Genomic DNA, 24,105 nt, shown 5'->3' with positions numbered 1-24,105 from the left:
CGGTCGGCACGCCCTGCGTGCATGCCCACCCATACTTCTGGAGGTACCCCCATGTCCCGTCGTGACGGCGACGTCCTGCCCCTGACCGCTGCCCAGCGCGAGATCTGGCTCGCCGAGCAGGGTTCCCGGACGCCGATCCCGGGCTACCGCGTCGGTGAGTGCCTGGAGATCCGCGGACCGGTCGATCCGGCGCTGTTCGACGCCGCGCTGCGCCTGGTCGTGGACGAGGTCGACGCCCTGCACGTGACCTTCGTCGACGACGGTGAGGGTCCGCGCCAGATCCTCCGCGAGACCTGGGAGTGGGCGCCCGCGCACCCCGACTTCGGCGCCGAACCCGATTCCCGGACGGCGGCCCTGCGATGGATGGAACGGGACCTGGCCCGCCCCTTGGACCTCGCCCGTGACCCGCTGTTCGGTCACGCGCTGATCCGGCTGTCGCCGACGGAGTTCCTCTGGTACCTCAACTACCACCACCTGGTCATGGACGCGATCAGCAGCTCCATGGTCCGCCGGCGGGTCGGCGAGGTGTACTCGGCGCTGGCCGAGGACGGCGACGTACCGCCCTGCCCGTTCGGCTCCCTCCGGGACCTGGTCGACGCCGACGCCGCCTACCGCTCGTCCGCCGACTTCACCGCCGACCGCTCCTACTGGACCGAACGTTTCGCCGACCTGCCCGCCCCGACACGGCTCACCGACACCCCCACGACCGACCCGCACCAGGCCCTGCGCCTGGCGGGGGAGCGGGGACTGCGGAGCCCCGAGGCGTTGCGGGCCGCGGCCGACCGGGCCGGTGTCCGGTGGTCCCGTCTGGTGGTCGCGGCGACGGCCCTCTACGCCCATCGGCTGAGCGGCACCGAGGACGTGGTGCTCGCCCTTCCGGTCACCGCCCGTCGGGGCGCGGGGCGGAGCCTGATGTCCGTACCCGGCACCCTGTCCAACGTGGTGCCGCTGCGGCTGACCGTGCGTCCCGAGATGTCCTGGGGCGACCTCGTGGCCCAGGTGGCCCGGGAGGTGGAGGCGGCCGTCACGCACGAGCGCTACCGCAGTGAGGACCTGCTGCGCGACCTCGGCGCGTCCGGCACCATCGGCACGGCGTTCCCGCTGATCGTCAACATCATGGCCTTCAACGCCAGGCCGACCTTCGCCGGACACCCCGCCTCGGTCCACCACTTCGTGTCGGGGTCCACCACCGACCTGGCCGTCTGGGTGTTCGACTACCGGGACGGCACTCCTCCGCTCCTCAGGCTGCACGGAGCTCCGGAGGCGTACGGCGCCGACGACCTCGCCGCGCACCAGGAGCGGCTGCTCGCCCTGCTCGACACCGTCGCGGAGTGCGGACCGGACGAGGCGGTGGGCCGGATCGGACTGCTCACGGCGGACGAGCACGCCGAGGTGCTGGCCCTGGGTACGGGTCCGGTGGCCGAGGTGTCCGGTGAGGGTCTGCTGGGGTTGTTCCGGGGCCGGGTGGGTGCGGTGCCGGATGCTCTGGCGGTGGTGGGGCCGGAGGCGTCGTTGTCGTTTTCGGAGTTGGATGCGCGGGCGAATCGTCTGGCGCACGTGTTGATCGCTCGGGGTGCGGGTCCGGAGCGGTTGGTGGCGGTGGCGTTGCCGCGGTCGGCCGGGTTGGTGGTGGCGATTCTGGCGGTGTTGAAGACGGGTGCGGCGTACGTTCCGGTGGATCCGGAGTATCCGGCCGCGCGGATCGCGTATCTGCTGGATGATGCCCGCCCGGTGCTGTTGGTGACGGACACGAGCATGGGTGGCCGGTTGCCGCGGGGTCCGGTCGGTCGGCTGGTGCTGGACGAGCCGGGGACGGCTGCCCTGGTGGAGGGCTCTTCGGTGACCGATCCGGAGGTGGTGGTGGATCCGGCGCATCCGGCGTACGTGATCTACACCTCCGGTTCCACCGGCAGGCCCAAGGGCGTGGTGGCGACCCACGGCGGCCTGCTCGACCTGCTCGGCGACCACCGGCTGGTGCGGTTCGCACCGCTGCTGAAGGACCGGGAGCGACTGCGGGTGGCGCTGACCACCTCGGTCTCCTTCGACGCCTCCTGGAACCAGCTGCTGGCCCCCTTCGCGGGCCATGAGTTGCACGTCCCGGACCACGCGACCTGGACCGATCCGCAGGCCTTCGTCGACTACGTGGCGCGCCAGGAGCTGGACTACGTGGAGGCCACCCCCTCCTACCTCCATGACCTCGTCCGGGCCGGACTGCTGACCGATCCGCGGCACCGGCCCGCGCTGGTCGCGGCCGGCGGCGAGGCCGTCCCGGAGCCGCTGTGGGAGCAGCTCCGGGCCGCCGAAGGGACCTCCTGCCTCAACTTCTACGGACCCTCCGAGTGCACCGTCAACTCGGTTGCCGCACCGGTGGGACCGAGCCCGCGCCCGGTCATCGGCCGGCCCGTCACCAACGCCCGGCTGTACGTGCTCGACGCCGCGCTGCGGCCGGTGCCGGCGGGTGCGGCGGGTGAGCTGTACATCGCGGGTGCGGGGCTTGCGCGGGGGTACCTGAACCGGCCGGGGATGACCTCGGGGAGGTTCGTGGCGGACCCGTTCGGTCCCGCCGGCGCACGGATGTACCGCACCGGGGACCTGGTGCGGTGGAACCCCGACGGCGACCTCGCATTCCTCGGCCGCACCGACGACCAGGTCAAGGTACGCGGACACCGGATCGAGCCCGGCGAGATCGAGGCGGTCCTCACCGACCACCCGCAGGTCGCGCGCGCCGCCGTCACGGTGCGCACCGACGAGGAACCCCGGCTGGTCGCGTACGTCGTCCCCGCCGAGGGGCAGACCGTCACGGTGGACGGAGTGCGCGCCCGGCTGCGGGAGCGGCTGCCCGCGTACATGGTGCCGTCCGCCTTCGTGGTGCTGGACGCGTTGCCGCTGACCCCGAACGGCAAGCTCGACCGGCACGCCCTCCCGGCCCCCGACCGGCAGCCCGCCGCACCGGGCCGCGCTCCGCGCACCGCGGTCGAGCACCTGCTGCAAGGGCTGTTCAGCGAGGTGCTGGGGGTCACCGGAGTCGGTCTGGACGACAGCTTCTTCGACCTCGGCGGCCACTCCCTGCTCGCCACCCGGCTGGTCGCCCGGGCCCGCTCGGTGCTGGGCGTGGAGCTGAGACTGCACGACCTGTTCGACGCGCCGACGGTGACGGAACTGGCCGCCGCGGTGGACGCCGCGGCCCGGGCGCGCCCGGCCCTGGGGCGGCGCGAGCGGCCCGGGACGGTCCCGCTCTCCTCCGCGCAGCGCCGCCTGTGGTTCCTGCACCGGATGGAGGGGCCGAGCGCCACCTACAACATCCCGCTGACCCTCCGGCTGTCCGGAAGCCTGGACCTGCGTGCCCTGGAGGCCGCCCTCGCGGACGTGACCGAGCGGCACGAGAGCCTGCGCACCGTCTTCCCGGTCGCCGACGGCGTGCCGTGGCAGCGGGTGCTCGACGCCGACGCCGCACGGCCGCGGCTGCGGATGACCGAGGTCGGCGAGGGTGAGCTGCCCGGCAGGCTGGCACAGGCGGCGCGGCGCGGCTTCGAACTCTCCGACGAGCCGCCCCTGCGTGCCGAACTGTTCCGCACCGGTACCGAGGAGCACGTGCTGCTGCTGGTGACGCACCACATCGCCGGTGACGGCTGGTCGACCGGGCCGCTCTCGCGGGACCTGACGAGCGCCTACGCGGCCCGCAGCGGCGGAGCGAAGCCGCAGTGGTCGCCGCTCCCCGTCCAGTACGCCGACTACGCCCTCTGGCAGCGGGAGTTGCTGGGCGACGCCGCCGATCCGGACAGCCTGCTCAGCGGCCAGCTCGCCTACTGGCGGGAGCGGCTGGCGGACCTGCCCGAGCAGGTCGAGCTGCCCTTCGACCGGCCCCGCCCCCCGGCGATGACCTACCGGGGCGCCCACCTGCCGGTCCACATCGACGCCGAGCTGTCCCTCGCGCTGCGCGGACTCGCCCGCGACGGCGGAGCCAGCCTCTTCATGGTGCTCCAGGCCTCTCTGGCCGCTCTGCTGGGCAAGCTCGGCGCCGGTACCGACGTCCCCATCGGCACCCCGATCGCGGGGCGCACCGACGAGGCCCTGGACGACCTGGTCGGCTTCTTCGTCAACACTCTGGTGCTGCGCACGGACCTGTCCGGGGACCCCTCGTTCACCGAACTGCTGGGCCGGGTGCGCTCCGGGGCGCTGGAAGCCTACGCGCACCAGGAGATGCCGTTCGAGCACCTGGTGGAGGCGTTGAACCCGACCCGGACGCTCGCCCACCACCCGCTGTTCCAGACCATGCTCACCCTCCAGAACGCGCCGTTCGGCACCTTCGACCTGCCGGGACTGCGGGTGACGACCGACCTGGTCCCCACCAGGACGGCCAAGTGCGACCTGAACGTCGTGCTGGCCGAAAACCCGGACGGTGACGGGCTGTCGGGCGTGGTGGAGTACAGCACCGACCTGTTCGACGCGGCCACCGTCGCCGGGATCGTCGAGCGGTGGCAGAGACTGCTGCGCGGTGTCGTCGCCGACCCCGGACGGCGCATCGGCCAGGTGGACGTGGTCTCCGCCGACGAGCTCCGGGCCCTGCTGCCGGCCGACACCGACCGGGACGAGGCGCTGCCGGAGGCATCCCTGCCCGCGCTGTTCGAGCGGCAGGTACGGGCCCACCCCGCTGCGGTCGCCCTCAGCGACGGCGACGTGCGCCTGACGTACGGCGAGTTGAACTCCCGTGCCAACCGGCTGGCCCACGCCCTGATCGGCCGGGGGGCGGGGCCGGAGCGGATGGTGGCGCTGGCTCTGCCGCGTTCGGCCGAGTTGGTCGTGGCGGTCCTCGCGGTACTCAAAGCCGGCGCGGCGTACGTCCCGGTGGACCCGGAGTATCCGGCCGCCCGGATCACCCATCTGCTCCAGGACACCCGGCCCGCGCTGCTCGTGACGACGAGCCGGACCGGTGAGCGGCTGCGGACCGGCGACGTGGACCGGCTGCTGCTGGACACCGCCGACCTGGACGGGCTGCCGGACACGGACCCGGAGACCGCCCTCGACCCCGGCCACGCCGCCTACGTCATCCACACGTCCGGTTCCACCGGTAAGCCCAAGGGCGTCGTGGTCCCGCACCGCAACGTGGTGCGCCTGTTCGACACCACCCGGGAGCTGTTCGGCTTCTCCGCCGAGGACGTGTGGACCCTCTTCCACTCCTACGCCTTCGACTTCTCGGTGTGGGAGCTGTGGGGCCCGCTGCTGCACGGCGGCCGCCTGGTGGTCGTGGACCACGAGACCAGCCGCTCACCCGGCCGGTTCCTGGACCTCCTCGCCCGCGAGCGGGTGACCGTGCTCAACCAGACCCCGTCCGCCTTCTACCAGCTGGCCCAGGCGGACGCGGAGGCGCCCGAGACCGGCCGCCGGCTCGCCCTGCGCACCGTGGTGTTCGGCGGCGAGGCGCTGGAGCACGGCCGGCTGTCGAGCTGGTACCGGCGCCACGCGGACGACGCGCCGCGACTGGTCAACATGTACGGCATCACCGAGACCACGGTGCACGTCACGTACGCGGCGCTCGACCGCTCCGCCTCCGCCGCCGGCCAGATCGGCACGGCCCTCCCGGACCTGCGGGTGTACGTGCTCGACGCCGGCCTGCGGCCGGTGGCCCCGGGCGTTCCCGGTGAGCTGTACGTGGCGGGCGCGGGCCTGGCACGCGGCTACCTGAACCGGCCCGGCCTGACCGCCGGGCGGTTCGTGGCGGACCCGTTCGGACCGCCGGGATCGCGCATGTACCGCAGCGGAGACGTGGTGCGCCGCGCGGCGGACGGCGGCCTGCGTTACGTCGGCCGGGCGGACCAGCAGGTGAAGGTGCGCGGGTTCCGGATCGAACTCGGGGAGATCGAGGCGGCGCTCGCCGCGTGCCCCGGTGTCGCCCAGGCCGCCGTCCTGGCCCGCCAGGACCGGGCCGACGACACCCGGCTCGCCGCGTACGTGGTACCCGCCCGGGACGCCGTGCTCGAACCCGACGGGCTGCGCGGACACCTGCGGGAGAGGCTCCCCGAGTACATGGTGCCGTCCGCCTTCGTCCTGCTGGACGCGCTGCCGCTGACCGTCAACGGCAAGCTGGACCAGCGGGCCCTGCCCGTCCCGGACACCGCCCCGGCGGCCGCCTCCCGTGCGCCGCGCTCCCCGCAGGAGCAGATCCTCTGCCAGCTGTTCGCGGAGGTACTGGGGGTGGAGTCCGTCGGCGTGGAGAACGGATTCTTCGACCTGGGCGGGCACTCCCTGCTGGCCACGCGCCTGGCCGCCCGTATCCGCGCGACGCTCGGCGTGGAGATGCCGCTGCGCACCCTGTTCGAGGCACCGGCCCCGGCAGGACTGGCCGCCGCTCTGGTGGCCGCGGGGCCGGCGCAGACGGCCCTGGTGAAGCGCGAGCGCCCCGCCATGGTCCCGCTGTCGTTCGCGCAGCGGCGGCTGTGGTTCCTGCACCAGTTGGAGGGGGCAGCCGCGAGCTACCACATCTCCCTGGCCTGGCGGCTGACCGGGGACCTGGACCGGCAGGCACTGGAAGCCGCCGTGGCGGACATGGTGGCCCGGCACGAAAGCCTGCGCACCGTCTTTCCCGCGGTGGACGGCGCGCCGTACCAGCAGGTGCTGGACGTGGCGGCGGCCCGCCCGAGGCTGCTCGTGGACCGGACCACCGAGGCCGGACTCTCCGCGCTGATGGCGAAGGCGAAGGACCGTCCGTTCGACCTGGCGGCCGAGGCGCCGCTGCGGGTCTCGCTGTTCGAACTCGCTCCGGACGAGCATGTGTTCCAGGTGGTGCTCCACCACATCGCCGGCGACGGCTGGTCGCTGGGCCCGCTCACGCAGGGACTCACCGCCGCCTACGCGGCACGCAGGCGCGGCGAGGAGCCGCGGTGGGCGCCCTTGTCGGTGCAGTACGCCGACTACACCCTGTGGCAGCACGACCTGCTCGGCGACGCCACCGATCGGGACAGCCTGTTCGCGGGACACGCGGACTACTGGGCGCGGCAGCTGGCAGGTCTCCCGGAGTGCATCCAGCTGCCCACCGTCCGCCCCCGTCCGGCGATCGCCACCCACCGGGGCTCTTCCACGAGCGCCGGGCTGGACGCCGAGCTGCACCGCGGCCTTCGCGAGCTCGCCCGCGCGCACGGGACCAGTCTCTTCATGGTTCTCCAGGCAGCGCTGGCGGCGCTGCTGAGCAAGCTCGGCGCGGGCGACGACATTCCGGTCGGCAGCCCCGTCGCCGGCCGGACCGACCAGGCGCAGGACGAACTGGTCGGCTACTTCGTCAACACCCTGGTGTTCCGTACCGACACGTCGGGCGATCCGACCTTCGCCGAACTGCTGGGCCGGGTCCGGGACACGGCGCTGGCCGGGTACGCCCACCAGGACCTGCCTTTCGAGTACCTGGTCGAGGTCCTCAACCCGTCCCGGTCGCTGGCACACCACCCGCTGTTCCAGGTCATGCTGGTGCTGCAGAACGCCCCCCGGGCCGACTTCGCGCCGCCCGGGCTGCGCGTCGACGACATGCCGTCGGCGTCGACCACGGCCAAGCTCGACCTGATCTTCACCCTGTCCGAGCGGCTCGCGGAGGACGGCTCCCCGGACGGGATCGACGGGTCCGTCGAGTACACCACCGACCTGTACGACCCGGCCGCCGTCGAGACGATGGTCGGGCGGTTGGAGCGGCTGCTCCGCGCGGCGGTCGCCGATCCGCGACGCAGGCTCAGCGGGATCGATCTGCTCACGGCTGAGGAGCACCGTGAGTTGGCGGCGCTGGGGACCGGTCCGGCGGCCGGGGTGTCCGGTGAGGGTCTGCTGGAGTTGTTCCGTGCTCGGGTGGGTGCGGTTCCGGACGCGTGTGCGGTGGTGGGTCCGGATGGGTCGTTGTCGTTCGCGGAGTTGGATGCGCGGGCGAATCGTCTGGCGCATGCGTTGGTCGCTCGGGGTGCGGGTCCGGAGCGGTTGGTGGCGGTGGCGTTGCCGCGGTCGGCCGGGTTGGTGGTGGCGATTCTGGCGGTGTTGAAGACGGGTGCGGCGTACGTTCCGGTGGATCCGGAGTATCCGGCCGCGCGGATCGCGTATCTGCTGGAGGATGCCCGCCCGGTTCTGCTGGTGACGGATGTGCGCACCGGCGACCGGCTGCCGGAGGTTCCGGTGGGCCGGCTGGTGGTGGACGAGCCGGTGACGGCGGCCATGGTGGCGGGGTGTCCGGTGGCGGACCCGATGGTGTCGGTCGGTCCGGACCATCCGGCGTACGTCATCTACACCTCGGGTTCCACGGGCAGGCCGAAGGGCGTGGTGGCGACCCACGGCGGCCTCCTCAACCTGCTCGCCAACCAGTTGCCCCTGGTCTTCCGTGCGAAGGAGCGGATGCGGATCGGGCTGACCACGTCCGTGTCCTTCGACGCCTCCCTCGATCAGCTGATCGCCCTCTTCGCGGGCCACGAACTGCACGTCCTGGACGAGGCGACCAGGTCCGATCCGCGGGCCTACCTCGACTACGCCGCCCGGGCCGGACTGGACACCGTCGGCGGCACCCCGTCCTATCTGCAACTCCTGGTCGAGAACGGTCTGCTGGACAATCCGCAGTGGCGTCCCACGATGGTCGGACTGGGCGGCGAGACCGTCCCCGAGCAGCTGTGGGAGCAATTGCGGGCGGCCGACGGGGTGACCGCCCTCAACTACTACGGGCCGTCCGAGTGCACGGTGGACTCGGTCGTCGCACCACTGGAATCCAGCCCGCACCAGGTGATCGGCCGGCCGCTCGGCGGTGTCCGGCTGTACGTGCTCGACGGCGCTCTGTGGCCGGTGCCGGCCGGGGTGGCGGGTGAGTTGTACATCGCGGGCGCGGGGCTGGCGCGCGGTTACCTGAACCGTCCCGGTCTGACCTCGGGGCGGTTCGTGGCGGACCCGTTCGGTGCCGGCGGTTCGCGGATGTACCGCACGGGCGACCTGGCGCGGTGGAACCAGGACGGGAACCTGGAGTTCCTCGGCCGCACCGACGACCAGGTCAAGATCCGCGGACACCGGATCGAGCTCGGCGAGATCGAGGCGGTCCTCACCGACCACCCGCAGGTCGCGCGCGCCGCCGTGATCGTCCGGCAGGACCGGGCGCAGGACTCCCGGCTGGTCGCCTATCCGGTGCCCGTCACCGGCACGGAGCTCCGGCCGGAGGAACTGCGGGCGCACCTGCGCGAACGGCTGCCGGACTACATGGTGCCGACCGCGTTCGTCCCCCTCGACACCCTGCCGCTGAACACCAGCGGCAAGCTGGACCGGCGCGCCCTGCCCGAACCCGGCACCACCGCGACACCGGCCGGCCGGGCCCCGCACACCCCCCAGGAGCAGGTACTGGCCGGACTGTTCGCCGAGGTACTGGGCCTGCCGCAGGTCGGCGCCGACGACGACTTCTTCGATCTCGGCGGACACTCGCTGCTCGCCACCCGGCTGGTGGCCAGGGTCCGTACGACGCTGGGCGTGGAATTGCCCCTGCGCACCCTCTTCCGCACCCCGACCGTGGCGGGGCTGGCCGCCGGGCTGGGCGGCGCGGACCGGGCCCGGCTCGCGCTGGAGCGTGCCGAGCGGCCCGAGCGGGTACCGCTGTCGTCCGCTCAGCGCAGGCTCTGGTTCCTGCGCCAGCTGGAGGGCGCGGACTCGGTCTACAACATGCCGCTCGCCTGGCGGCTCTCGGGAACGCTGGACCTGGCGGCCCTCGAAGCGGCCTTGGGCGACCTCGCCGACCGCCACGAGACCCTGCGCACGGTCGTCCCGAGCGCGGACGGCGTGCCCCACCAGCACGTACGGCCCGCGGAGGAGGCCCGCCCGAGGGTGACGGTCACCCGGTCCCACGAGTCGGACCTGCCAGGAGCACTGGCCGCGGCGGTGGCCCGCGGATTCGACCTCGCCGCCGAACCGCCGCTGCGCGCCGAGGTGTTCGAGGTCGCCGCGGACGAACACGTGCTGCTCCTGGTGATGCACCACATCGCCGGTGACGGCTGGTCGCTGGGCCCGCTCGCCGCCGATCTGGCCACCGCGTACGCGGCGCGCAGGCGGGGAGAGGCACCCGGGTGGGCGCCTCTGCCCGTGCAGTACGCCGACTACACCCTCTGGCAGCATCGTCTGCTCGGCGAAGCGACGGACCCGACGAGCCTCTTCGCCCGTCAGACGGCGTACTGGACGAAGACGCTGGCCGGCCTGCCGGAGCAGATCGCGCTCCCCGCCGACCGCCACCGCCCCGCTGTGCCCTCCTACGCCGGCGGGCACCTGGCGATCGAACTGGACGCCGAACTCCACGACGGGCTGATCCGGCTGGGCCGGCAGCACGGCGCCAGCGTGTACATGGTGCTGCAGGCCGCCCTGGCCTCGCTGCTGGAGAAGCTCGGCGCCGGCACGGACATCCCGGTCGGCAGCCTCATCGCCGGCCGGACCGACCAGGCGCTGGACGACCTCATCGGGTTCTTCGTCAACACCCTGGTACTCCGTACGGACACCAGCGGCGACCCGTCCTTCGCGGAGCTGCTGGAGCGGGTCCGGGAGGGCGCGCTCGGCGCCTACGCGCACCAGGACCTGCCGTTCGACCACGTCGTCGAAGCCCTCAACCCGTCCCGTTCGCTCGCCCGCCAGCCCCTGTTCCAGGTACTGCTCGCGCTGCAGAACGTGCCGCGCACCGAGTTCGCGCTGAGCGGCCTGGACACCGAAATCGTCCTGGCGCGGACGCCCACGGCCATGTTCGACCTGGGGTTCCACCTGCTGGAGCGCGGCGGTACGGGCGCCGCCGAGGGCATCGTCGGCCGGGTCGAGTACAGCACCGACCTCTTCGACGCCGCAACGGTCGAGGTACTGGTCGCCCGGTGGATGCGGCTGCTCGCGGCGGTGGTCGCCGAGCCGGAGCGTCCGCTGAGCCGGATCGACGTCCTCACCGCAGAGGAGCGCCGCGAGCTGCTGGTCAGCCGTAACGACACCGCCCGCCCGCTCTCCGACGCCACCCTGCCCGCGCTCTTCGAGGAGCGGGTCCGGGAGACTCCGGACGCCCCGGCGGTGCTGTTCGAGGACGTCGCGCTGACCTACCGCGAGCTGAACCGCCGGGCGAACCGGCTGGCCCACGCGCTGATCGCGCGCGGTGTGGGCCCGGAGCAGGTGGTCGCCCTGCGGCTGCCGCGTTCGGCCGATCTGGTGGTCGCCGTCCTCGCGGTGCTCAAGACGGGCGCGGCCTACCTGCCGGTCGACCCGGACTATCCGTCCGCCCGCATCGACTACATGCTGCGGGACGCCCGTCCGGCCGTGGTGCTCGACGACCTCGCGGCCGTCACACCCTCCGGCCCGCTGCCCGAGCACGATCCGGTCGTCCCGGTGGACGACCGTCACCCGGCCTACGTCATCTACACCTCCGGTTCCACCGGCCGCCCCAAGGCCGTGGTGATGCCCGCCGGCGGGCTGCTGAACCTGCTGGCCTGGCACCACCGGGCCGTCGGCGGCGAACCCGGCACGCGCACCGCGCAGTTCACCGCGATCAGCTTCGACGTCTCGGTGCAGGAGATGCTCTCCGCGCTGCTGTACGGCAAGACCCTGGTGGTGCCGACCGAGGAGCAGCGCCGCAGCGCCGAGCTGTTCGCCCACTGGCTGGACCGGCACCGGGTCGAGGAGCTGTTCGCGCCGAACCTGGTGATCGAGGCGCTGGCCGAGGCCGCCGAGGAGGCAGCGCTCGACCTGCCGCACCTGCGACTGGTCGCGCAGGCCGGAGAGGCGATGCGGCTGGGGGGTGCCGTGCGCCGCTTCCAGGACCGCCGGCCGGGCCGGATGCTGCACAACCACTACGGGCCCGCCGAAACGCACGTGATCACCGCCTATCCGCTGCCGGCCGATCCCGCCGACTGCCCGCAGCCGGTGCCGATCGGCCGCCCGATCGCCAACTGCCGTGCCTACGTGCTCGACCGGGCCCTGCGACCGGTCGCTCCCGGCGTGACGGGAGAGCTCTACCTCGCGGGCGCCGGACTGGCCCGCGGCTACCTGAACCGTCCCGGCCTGAGCGCCGGACGCTTCGTCGCCGACCCGTACGGGCCGGCCGGCGCGCGGATGTACCGCACCGGCGACCTGGTGCGCTGGCGCGCCGACGGCGAGCTGGAATTCGCCGGCCGGGTCGACCACCAGGTCAAGGTGCGCGGGTTCCGGATCGAGCCGGGCGAGATCGAGGCCCAGCTCGCCGAACACCCGGGCGTCGTCCAGGTCGCGGTGCTGGCCCGCGAGGACCGGCTCGTCGCCTACGTCGTCGCTTCGGACAGGACCGGGGCGAGGGAGGGGGCGCTGGCGGCGCACCTGCGCGACCGGGTGCCGGAGTACATGGTGCCGTCCGCGTTCGTGCTGCTCGACGCGCTGCCGCTGACACCGAACGGCAAGCTGGACCGGACGGCGCTGCCCACCCCGGAGCCTGCCACGCCCGCGGGCGGCCGTGCTCCGCGCACGCCTCAGGAGCAGATCCTGTGCGAGCTGTTCGCCGAGGTGCTGGGCCTCGCCCGGGTCGGGGTCGACGAGGACTTCTTCGCGCTGGGCGGCCACTCCCTGCTCGCCACCCGGCTGGTCTCGCGGGTCCGGGCGACCCTCGGGGTCGAACTGGAACTGCGGGCCCTGTTCCGTGACCCGACCCCGGCCGCGACGGCGGCGGGACTGCACGGTGCCGGAACGGCGCGGCAGGCCCTGGTGCCCCGGCCCCGCCGCGAACCGATGCCGCTGTCGTTCGCCCAGCGCCGGCTCTGGTTCCTCCAGCAGTTCGGGGCGCCGAGCGCCACCTATCACATGCCGCTGGCCCTGCGGTTGTCCGGAGACCTGGACCGGGACGCGCTGAGCGCCGCGCTCGTGGACGTCGCGGCCCGGCACGAGACGCTGCGCACGGTCTTCCCGCACACGGGTGGAATTCCGCACCAGAGGGTGCTCGACCCCGCCGAGGTCGCCCTTCCGCTGACCGTGCGCATCACCGGGGAGAAGGAAGTGCGCGCCCTGCTGCGCGAGTCGGCGGTGCGCGAGTTCGACCTGACCTCGGAAGTACCGCTGCGGGCGGAGCTGTTCGCCGTCGCGCCGGACGAGCACGTGCTGCTGCTGGTCATGCACCACATCGTGGGGGACGGCTGGTCCATGGGCCCGCTCGCCCGTGACCTGGCCGCCGCCTACGCCACCCGGCAGGCCGGCGAGGCACCGGCGTGGCCGCCGCTGCCGGTCACGTACGGCGACTACACGCTGTGGCAGCACGAGATCCTGGGCGACGAGCACGACGCCGACAGCGTGTTCGCCCGGCAGGTCGCCTACTGGAAGCGGACCCTGGCCGGGTTGCCCGAACAGCTGCGGCTGCCCGCCGACCGGCCGCGCCCGGCGGTCATGTCGTACGGCGGCGACCTGCTGGAGCTCCGGATCGACGCCGAACTGCACGCGCGGCTGGTGGCGTTGGCCCGACGATCGGGCGCGACCCTCTTCATGGTGCTGCAGGCGGCGTTGGCGGCGTTGTACACGCGGTTGGGTGCGGGTACGGACATCGCGATCGGGAGTCCGATCGCGGGGCGTACGGACGAGGCGCTGGACGATCTGGTCGGGTTCTTCGTGAACACGCTGGTGCTGCGTACCGACACGAGTGGTGATCCGAGTTTCGTGGAGTTGCTGGGCCGGGTGCGGGAGACCGCGTTGTCGGGTTACGCGCACCAGGACGTGCCCTTCGAGCACCTGGTGGAGGCGCTGAACCCCTCCCGGTCCCTCTCCCACCACCCGCTGTTCCAGACCGGACTGGTCGTGCAGAACGCGCCGGGCGGCGGTTTCGGACTCCCGGGCCTGAAGGTCACCGGGATGGCCGTGCTCACCGGAACGGCGCGGCTCGACCTGACCTTCGGGTTCGCGGAGGAGTACGGTCCCGACGGCGCGCCTGCCGGGCTCGGCGGCGCAATCGAATACAGCACCGACCTGTTCGACCGCCCGACGGTCGAGCTGCTGGCGGCCCGGTGGACCAGGCTGCTGGCCGCGGTCGCCGCCACACCCGACCGGCCGATCGGCGGGATCGATCTGCTCTCCGCCGACGAACGCGGCGAACTGCTGCCCGCGCCGGAGGCCCGGGCACCCGGGGGCGACCTCCCCGGGCTCTTCGCGGCGCGGGTGGTGGCGGCGCCGGAGGCGGTCGCGCTGGTCTGCGGGGACGTGGAGTTGACGTATCGGCAGCTCGATGTGCGGGCGAATCGGTTCGCGCATGCGCTGATCGCTCGGGGGGTGGGTCCGGAGCAGGTGGTGGCGGTGGCTCTGCCGAGGTCGGTGGAGTCGGTGGTGGCGGTTCTGGGTGTGCTGAAGGCGGGGGCGGCGTATCTGCCGGTGGATCCCGGGTATCCGGCGTCGCGGATCTCGTTCATGCTGGCGGACGCCCGTCCGGCTGTGGTGGTCGACGATGTCGCGATGGTGGCCGGGGTCCGCGGGTTGCCGGAGAGCGATCCGGCGGTGGTGGTCGACGTCCGGCACCCCGCTTACGTGATCTACACCTCGGGGTCGACCGGCCGGCCCAAGGGCGTCGTCGTCAGCCACGCCGGCGTGGCGGGGCTGGTGGCGGCACAGGCGGACCGGCTCGGTGTGCGGCCGGGCAGCCGGGTCCTCCAGTTCGCCTCGCCCAGCTTCGACGCGGCCTTCTGGGACCTCTGCAGCGCGCTGCTCACCGGCGCGGCCCTCGTCCTGGCCCCGGCCGAGAACCCACTGGAAGCCCTGACCGACCACCGGCTCGCCGTCACCCACGTGACGCTGCCGCCCTCGGCGCTGGCCGCGCTGGACGCCGCCGCCCTCACCGCCACCACCCTGGTGGTGGCGGGCGAGGCGTGCCCGCCGGAGCTGGTGGAACGCTGGGCGCCCGGACGCCGGATGATCAACGCGTACGGCCCGACCGAGACGACCGTGTGCGCGACCATGAGCGACCCGCTCTCCGCGGAGTCCGGCGTGCCGCCGATCGGCCGGGCGGTGGCGGGCTTCCGGGTGTACGTGCTGGACGAGAGGCTGCGCCTCGTACCGCCCGGCGTGGAGGGAGAGCTGTACGTCGAGGGCCCGGGTCTGGCCCGCGGCTACCTGAACAGGTCGGGTCCGACGGCCGGCAGGTTCGTCGCCTGCCCGTTCGGTCCCGCCGGTGCGCGGATGTACCGCACCGGCGACCTGGCGCGGCGCCGGCCCGACGGCGCACTGGAGTACGCCGGCCGCGCCGACCAGCAGGTGAAGGTCCGCGGCTTCCGCGTCGAGCCGGGCGAGGTCGAGGCCGCGCTGGCCGAACACCCCGCCGTCGCCCAGGCGGCCGTCGTTACCCGGGACGACCGGCTCGTCGGCTACGTCGCGGCCCGTCCCGACCTGGCCGTCCGCCCCGCGGAGTTGGCTGCGCACCTGCGCCCGCGGCTGCCGGACTACCTGGTGCCGTCCGTCTTCGTGGTGATGGACACGTTGCCGACGACGCCCAACGGGAAGCTGGACCGGGCAGCGCTGCCCGCGCCCGAAACCGCTCCCGGGAGCGGCGGGCGGACGCCGCGCACGCCGCAGGAGCAGATCCTCGCCGGGCTCTTCGCCGAGGTGCTCGACGTGCCGGAGGTCTCGGCCGACGACGACTTCTTCGCCCTGGGCGGGCATTCCCTGCTCGCCACCCGGCTGGTCGCCAGGGTGCGTTCGGTGCTCGGCGTGGAGCTCGGGCTGCGTGCACTCTTCCAGACCCCCACCGTGGCCGGACTGGCCGAGGCGCTGACCGGGGCCGGCCGGGCTCGCCCGGCGCTGACCGCGTACGAGCGGCCCGAGGCCGTGCCCCTCTCCTTCGCCCAGCGCCGGCTGTGGTTCCTGCACCGTATGGACGCCGCTGCCGCGACCTACCACATCCCGCTCGCACTGCGGCTGACCGGAACGCTCGACCGGGTCGCGCTGGACCACGCGCTCACGGACGTGGTGGCCCGGCACGAGAGCCTGCGGACGGTCTTCCCCGAAGTCGACGGCGTCCCCTGCCAGCGTGTGCTGGACGCCGCCGCGTTCCGCCTCCCGGCCCGGCCGGCCGAGGTGGCACCGGACGAACTGCACGACCGGCTGGCCGAGTTCGCCCGGCACCCCTTCGACCTGGCGACGGAGCCGCCGCTGCGGGCGGAGCTGTTCGCCGTCGCGCCGGACGAGCACGTGCTGCTGCTGGTCATGCACCACATCGCCGCCGACGGCTGGTCCACCGGACCGCTCGCCCGCGACCTGGCCGAGGCGTACACGGCCCGATGTGAAGGCAGGGCGCCGAACCGGCCCGCACTGCCGGTGAGTTACGCCGACTACACGCTCTGGCAGCGCGAGCTGCTCGGTGACGCCGCAGACCCGCGGAGCCGGTTCGCCCAGCAACTCGACTACTGGAAGCGGCAGCTGTCCGACCTGCCGGAACTGCTCCCCCTGCCCACCGACCGGCCGCGCCCCGCCGTCGCCGGCCGGTGCGGGGACCACATCGGCCTGGAGCTGGACGCCGGACTGCACGCCGCTCTGCTGGAGTTGGCCCGCAGCACCGGGACAAGCCTGTTCATGGTGGTGCAGGCGGCGTTGGCGGCGTTGTACACGCGGTTGGGTGCGGGTACGGACATCGCGATCGGGAGTCCGATCGCGGGGCGTACGGACGAGGCGTTGGACGATCTGGTCGGGTTCTTCGTGAACACGCTGGTGCTGCGTACCGACACGAGTGGTGATCCGAGTTTCGTGGAGTTGCTGGGCCGAGTGCGGGAGACCGCGTTGTCGGGTTACGCGCACCAGGACGTGCCCTTCGAGCACCTGGTGGAGGCGCTGAACCCCTCCCGGTCCCTCTCCCACCACCCGCTGTTCCAGACCATCGTCGCCGTGCAGAACGCCCCCATGGGCCGGTTCTCGCTGCCCGGCCTCGACGTCGCCACCTGCGCGGTCGCGACCGGGACCGCCAAGTTCGACCTGGGAGTGAGCATGGTCGAACACTTCGGTCCGGACGGACGGCCGGCGGGAATCGTCGGCGCGGTCGAGTACGCCACCGACCTCTTCGACCCCTCGACGGTCGCTTCCCTGGTCCGGCGCTGGACACTCCTGCTGGAGGCCGTCACCGCCGATCCGGACCGGGCGATCGGAGAGATCGACCTCCTCGGCACCGACGAGCGGCACCGGCTGCTGGAACAGGACAACGCGACCGCCCGGGACGTCGGCACCGTCCCGCTGCCACAGGCCCTCGCGGCGCGGGTGGTGGCGGCGCCGGAGGCGGTCGCGCTGGTCTGCGGGGACGTGGAGTTGACGTATCGGCAGCTCGATGTGCGGGCGAATCGGTTCGCGCATGCGCTGATCGCTCGGGGGGTGGGTCCGGAGCAGGTGGTGGCGGTGGCTCTGCCGAGGTCGGTGGAGTCGGTGGTGGCGGTTCTGGGTGTGCTGAAGGCGGGGGCGGCGTATCTGCCGGTGGATCCCGGGTATCCGGCGTCGCGGATCTCGTTCATGCTGGCGGACGCCCGTCCGGCGGTGGTGGTCGACGATCCCGCGATGGTGGCCGGGGTCCGCGGGTTGCCGGAGAGCGACCCGGCGGTGGTGGTCGACGTCCGGCACCCCGCTTACGTGATCTACACCTCGGGGTCGACCGGCCGGCCCAAGGGCGTCGTCGTCAGCCACGCCGGCGTGGCGAGCCTGGTCGCCGCACAGATCGAGCGCTTCGCGATCGAATCCGGCAGCCGGGTCCTCCAGTTCGCCTCACCCAGCTTCGACGCGTCGGTCTCGGAGATCTTCACCGCCCTGCTGTGCGGCGCGGCCCTCGTGCTGCCCCCCGCGGTTGAGCCACTCGCCGCGCTGACCGATCCGGGCCTCGGCATCACCCACGTCACGGTGCCCCCCTCCGTCCTCGCCGCAGTGCCGGACGGCGGGATCACCGCGTCCACGCTGGTGGTGGCGGGCGAGGCGTGCCCGCCGGAACTGGTGGAACGCTGGGCACCCGGACGCCGGATGATCAACGCGTACGGCCCGACCGAGACCACGGTCTGCGCGACCATGAGCGACCCGCTGCTCCCGGCGGCCGGAGCACCGCCGATCGGCCGGCCGATCGCCAACGCCCGGGTCTACGTCCTGGACGACCGGCTGCGGCCGGTGCCGACGGGCGTCACGGGGGAGCTGTACGTCGCGGGCGCGGGCCTCGCCAGGGGTTACCTGAACCGGCCGGGACTGACGGCCGGCAGGTTCGTCGCCTGCCCGTTCGGAACCGCGGGCGCGCGGATGTACCGTACCGGCGACCTGGTGCGCCGACGGGGTGACGGCCAGCTGGAGTACGCCGGCCGCGCCGACGACCAGGTGAAGGTCCGCGGCTTCCGCGTCGAGCCCGGCGAGATCGAGGCCGCGCTGGCCGAGCACCCCGCCGTCGCCCGGGCCGCCGTCCTCGCCCGGGACGACCGGCTCGTCGGCTACGTCGTCCCGCACCAGGACGCGGCCCGCGACAGCGGGCTGGACACGGACCACGTGGGGGAGTGGCAGGACATCTACGACGCCCTGCCCATCGCCCCGGAGGAAGCGGCCTTCGGCGACAACTTCGTGGGCTGGAACAGCAGTTACGACGCCGGTCCGATTCCGGTCGAACAGATGCGGGAGTGGCGGGACGCCACCGTGACCCGCATCCTCGCCCTGCGGCCCCGCCGGGTGCTGGAAGTCGGAGTCGGTACGGGGCTGCTGCTCTCGCGGATCGCGCCCCACTGCGAGACCTACTGGGCGACCGACTTCTCCGCCACCGCGATCGACGCGCTGACCGCCCAAGTGGCGGGTCAGGAGCGGCTCTCCGGGCGCGTGGTGCTGCAGACCCGTCCCGCGCACGACACCGACGGGCTGCCGGCCGGGGAGTTCGACACCATCGTGATCAACTCGGTGGTGCAGTACTTCCCGTCCGCCGACTACCTCGCCGAGGTGATCGGAAAGCTGATGCGCCTGCTCGCCCCGGGCGGCGCGCTCTTCGTCGGTGACGTCCGCAACCTGCGGCTGCTGCGCCCGCTGGTCACCGCCGCACAACTGCACCGGACCGGCGAGGGCGCCGACCCGGCGGCCGTGCGCCGGGCGGTGGAGCAGGCCGTCAGGGTGGAGAAGGAACTCCTGGTGGACCCGGACTTCTTCGCCGCCCTGCGGACCCGCGGCACCGACATCGGCGCGGTGACCGTGGAGCTCAAGCGCGGCCACCACCACAACGAACTCTCCCGCTACCGCTACGACGTGACGCTGCACGCGTCTGCGGTCGCTCCGGAGGCCCCCGGCCACTGCGTCGAGCTGGCGTGGGGGCGGCAGATCTCGGCCCTGGCCGAGCTGCGCGAGTCGCTCACCCGGCAGCCCGCCCCCGGCATGCTGCGGATCACCGGGGTACCGAACCGCCGCGTCGTGCGGGAGGCCGCCCTGGCCAGGGCGGTGCAGGACGGGGAGGTGCCGCTCACGGAGTTGCGGGAGCGGCTGCGCGCGCCCGGAGACACCCCCGAGGAGAGCGGCATTCCCGACCCGGAGGAGTTCCACGCGCTGGGGCGGGAGTCCGGCCGCGAGGTGGCGGTCACCTGGTCGGCGACCGGGTCTGACGCCCTGGACGTCGTCTTCACCGACCCGCGGACGCTCCTCGGCTCCCCGGTCGAGCCGTACCGGTCGGCCGGTACCGGTGGCGGGGACCTGTCGTCGCTGACCAACCGTCCCACCGGCAGCCGGGAGACCGGCGCCCTCCTCGGCGAACTCCGCGACTGGCTGCGCCGGCGGCTGCCCGACTACCTGGTCCCGTCGGCGTTCGTGACGCTGGACGCGCTGCCGCTGACCGCGAGCGGCAAGCTCGACCGCCGCGCGCTGCCCGCCCCCGACCTCGGCGCCGCCGCGGCCGGACGGGCGCCGCGCACCCCGCAGGAACAACTCCTCGCCGAACTCTTCGCCGAGGTGCTCGGGCTGGCCCAGGTCGGGGTCGAGGACAGCTTCTTCGACCTCGGCGGGCACTCGCTGCTGGCGACCCGCCTGGCCTCCAGGGTCCGGACGACCCTCGGCGCGGAGCTGGAGGTCCGGACCCTGTTCGAGACCCCGACGGTGGCCGCGCTGGCGGCCCGCCTGGACGGCTCCACGGCGGCGCGGCCCGCGCTGACCGCCCGCCCTCGCCCCGAGCGGGTCGAGCTCTCCTTCGCCCAGCGCCGCCTGTGGTTCCTGCACCGGATGGACGGGCCGAGCCCCACCTACAACATGCCGCTCGCGCTCAGCCTCAAGGGCGACCTCGACCGCACGGCGCTGCACGCCGCACTCGCGGACGTGATCGGCCGGCACGAGAGCCTGCGGACGGTCTTCCGCGAGACCGACGGCGTCCCCCACCAGGTCGTGCTGAACGGTGAGCGGGCGCGGCCGGCGCTCCCGGTGGTCGAACTCGACGAGAGCCGGCTGGCCGAGCGGCTCGCGGACGCGGCCCGGTGCGGGTTCGACCTGGCCGCGGCCCCGCCGGTCCGGGCCGAGCTGTACGCGCTCGCCCCCGACCGGCACGTACTGCTGGTCGTGGTGCACCACATCGCCGCCGACGGCTGGTCGATGGGACCACTCTCCGGTGACCTCGCGGCGGCCTACGCGGCGCGCTGCCGGGGCGAGGAACCCCAGTGGTCCCCGCTGCCGGTGCAGTACGCCGACTACACCGGCTGGCAGCGCGAGCTGCTCGGCGACGCCGACGACCCGGAGAGCCTGTTCGCCCGCCAACTCGGCTACTGGAAGGAGGAACTGTCAGGCATTCCCCAGCAGGTGCAGCTGCCCGCCGACCGGCCCCGGCCGCCGGTGGCCTCCCAGCGGGGCGACCGGGTCGTGGTCCGGCTCGACCCCGAGCTGCACCGGGCACTGCGGGATCTGGCCACCGCGCACGGCGCCAGCATGTTCATGGTGCTGCAAGCGGGTCTCGCCGCCCTGCTCACCCGGCTCGGTGGCGGTACGGACATCCCGATCGGCAGCCCGATCGCCGGCCGTACCGACCAGGCACTCGACGAGCTCGTCGGCTTCTTCGTCAACACGCTGGTGCTGCGTGCCGACACCGGCGGCGACCCCGGCTTCGCCGACCTGCTCGGCCGGGTGCGGCAGAAGGCGCTCACCGCGTACGACCACCAGGACGTGCCGTTCGAGTACCTGGTCGAGGTGGCCAACCCGGTGCGGTCGCTCGCCCACCACCCGCTGTTCCAGGTCATGCTGGCCCTGCAGAACGCGCCCGTCGGCGAGTTCACGCTGCCAGGACTGGAGACGGGCCACCTGGCGGCCCCGACCGGGACCTCACGGGTCGACCTGACGTTCAGCCTGGCCGAGGAGTTCCGCCCGGACGGCGGAGCCGGCGGTCTGGTCGGCGCGGTGGAGTACGCCACCGACCTCTTCGACGCGTCCACCGTGGAGCTGCTGTTCGAGCGCTGGGCCCGCCTGCTGCGCGCGGCCGCCGCCGACCCGGAGCGGCCGATCAGCCGGATCGACCTCTTGTCCGACGAGGAACGCCACCGGCTGCTGTACGAGGTCAACGACACGGCCGCGGAGCTGCCGTCGGCCGCGCTGCCGGCGCTCTTCGCCCGCCGGGCGCGGGCCACCCCTGACGCGGTGGCGGTCGTCGCGGGCGGCACCGAGCTGACCTACGCGGAACTCGACCTGCGGGCCGACCGCCTGGCGAGCGCGCTGATCCGCCAAGGCGTGCGGCCGGAGACACCGGTCGCGGTCCTGCTGGACCGCTCGGCGGAGCTCGTCGTGGCGATCCTGGCGATCATCAAGGCCGGCGGCGCCTACGTACCCCTGGACCCGCGCTTCCCCTCCTCCCGGATCGATCTGATCCTGCGGGAGAGCGGGGCGGCCGTCGTGCTGACCGAGGAGGTGCTCACCGCCCTCGCCCAGGCCGGGGAGTCCGATCCGCTCAGCACCGCGGTGCCGTGCCGTGAGGACCAGTTGGCGTACATCATGTACACCTCCGGTTCGACCGGGCGCCCCAAGGGCGTGGCCGTCACCCACCGGGACGTGGCGGGCCTCGCGCTGACCCCCGAGTGGCGCGGGGGCGGACACGAGCGGGTGCTGCTGCACTCGCCGACCGCCTTCGACCTCTCGACGTACGAACTGTGGGTCCCGCTGCTCAACGGCTGCCGGATCGTCGTCGCACCCCCCGAGCGGCTCGACCTCGACCTGCTCCAGCACACCGTCACCACGCACGGGGTGACGGGGCTGTGGCTGACCGCCGGACTGTTCCGGCTGGTCGCCGAGGAGCGCCCGGGCCTGCTCGCCGGGGTGCGCGAGGTGTGGACCGGCGGCGACGTGGTGTCGCCGGCCGCCGCCGCCCGGGTGCTCGCGGCCTGCCCCGGCATCGAGGTGGTCAACGGCTACGGCCCCACCGAGGCCACCACCCTGGCCACCTGCCATCCGGTGCGCGACCTCCCCGAGAACGCCGCGACCGTGCCGATCGGCACGCCGATGGCGAACATGCGTGCCTACGTGCTCGACGACCGGCTGCGTCCGGTGCCGACGGGCACGGTCGGTGAGCTGTACCTCGCGGGTACGGGCGTGGCCCGCGGTTACTGGGGCCGCCCCGGGCTCACGGCCGAGCGCTTCACCGCCGACCCGTACGGCTCGGCCGGGAGCCGTATGTACCGCACCGGCGACCTCGCCCGGTGGCGCGGAGACGGCACGCTGGACTTCGCCGGACGCGTCGACCACCAGGTCAAACTGCGGGGCCTGCGGATCGAGCCCGGGGAGATCGAGGCGGTCCTGGCGAGCTGCGCCGGCATCGCTCAGGCAGCGGTCGTCGCCCGTGAGGACAGGCCGGGGGACAAGCGGCTGGTCGCCTATCTGGTGCCCGCACCCGAGGGCGGCCCCGAGACGGCTGAGCTCTCCGGCCGACTGCGCCGAGAGCTCCCGGACTACATGGTGCCGGCGGCCTTCGTCACCGTGCGGGCGCTGCCGCTGACGGCCAACGGCAAGCTCGACCGGGCCGCTCTGCCCGCCCCCGACTACGGGGCGGCCTCGGACTCCGGTCGCGGCCCCCGGACGCCGCAGGAGCAACTGCTGTGCGGCCTCTTCGCCGAAGTCCTCGGCCGGGAGCACGTCAGCATCGACGACGGCTTCTTCGACCTGGGCGGCCACTCACTGCTCGCGACCCGATTGGCCTCCCGGATCCGCGAGACCCTCGGACTTGAACTCGGTCTGCGCCTGCTCTTCGAGGCGCCGACGGTGGCCGGGCTCACCGAACGCCTGGCCATGAACGATCCGGACGACGCACTGGACGTGCTGCTGCCCCTGCGCTCTACCGGGACAGCACCAGCGCTCTTCTGCGTCCACCCCGGCGGCGGCATCAGCTGGTCCTACAGCGGGCTGCTGAACCACCTCGGCCCGCAGCACCCGGTCTACGCGCTCCAGGCGCGCGGCCTCGGTCGGCCGGAGCCACTGCCCACCTCCTACGAGGAAATGGCGTCCGACTACGCCGACCACGTGCAGAAGATCCAGCCGCAGGGGCCGTACCTGCTCCTCGGCTGGTCCGCGGGCGGGCTGATCGCGCACGCGCTCGCCTGCGAACTCCAGGCGCGCGGCGAGCGGACCGCGCTGCTGGCGATCCTCGACGCGTACCCGGTGAAGGACGTGCGGTTCGAGGAGGAGCCGGTACCCACCGTGCGGGACGTGCTCGTCGGCGTGCTCGACGTCGACCCCGACGAGCTGGGCGACCGGGAGATCACCTACGCGGAGGTCGCCGAGGTGCTGAACCGGCGGGGCAGCGCCCTGGCCGGGCTGAACGAGCGGCAGGTCGAAGTGATCGTCCAGATCATGATCAACAACGCGAAGCTGGCGGTCGACTTCGTACCCGGCAGGTACGAGGGGGACCTGCTGCTCTTCAACTCCACGATCGGCCGGGGCGACGACGACGCCGGCCCGGAGGTCTGGCGCCCGTACATCGCGGGCGCCATCGAATCGCACGAGATCACCACCCGGCACGACCAGATGACCCGGGCGGGATCACTGGCCCAGATCGGACCGATCCTGGCCGCCAGGATCGCCGGGGCCACCGGAGCCGACGGGACCGGCGGTGCCGACAGGACCGGCGGTGCCGACAGGACCGGCGGAGCCGACAGGACCGGCGCAGAGACCGTGGCCGCCGGAGAAGCCGGGGCCACCACCCTTTCCCCTCAGGAGGACTGA

At 73.3% G+C, this 24,105-nt stretch carries 1 protein-coding gene; it reads left to right on the top strand.

The genetic code is table 11. The annotated features are described in order from the left end of the window. Nucleotides 1-51 precede the first annotated feature (51 nt). Nucleotides 52-24,105, top strand: a complete 24,054-nt coding sequence (locus tag PZB77_RS01620) for a non-ribosomal peptide synthetase (RefSeq protein ID WP_275490705.1) — start codon at nt 52-54, stop codon at nt 24,103-24,105.

It is taken from the genome of Streptomyces sp. AM 2-1-1 (genome assembly GCF_029167645.1).
In the GTDB taxonomy this organism is placed as follows: Bacteria; Actinomycetota; Actinomycetes; order Streptomycetales; family Streptomycetaceae; genus Streptomyces.
This window is presented reverse-complemented; position numbering and strand designations above follow the sequence as displayed.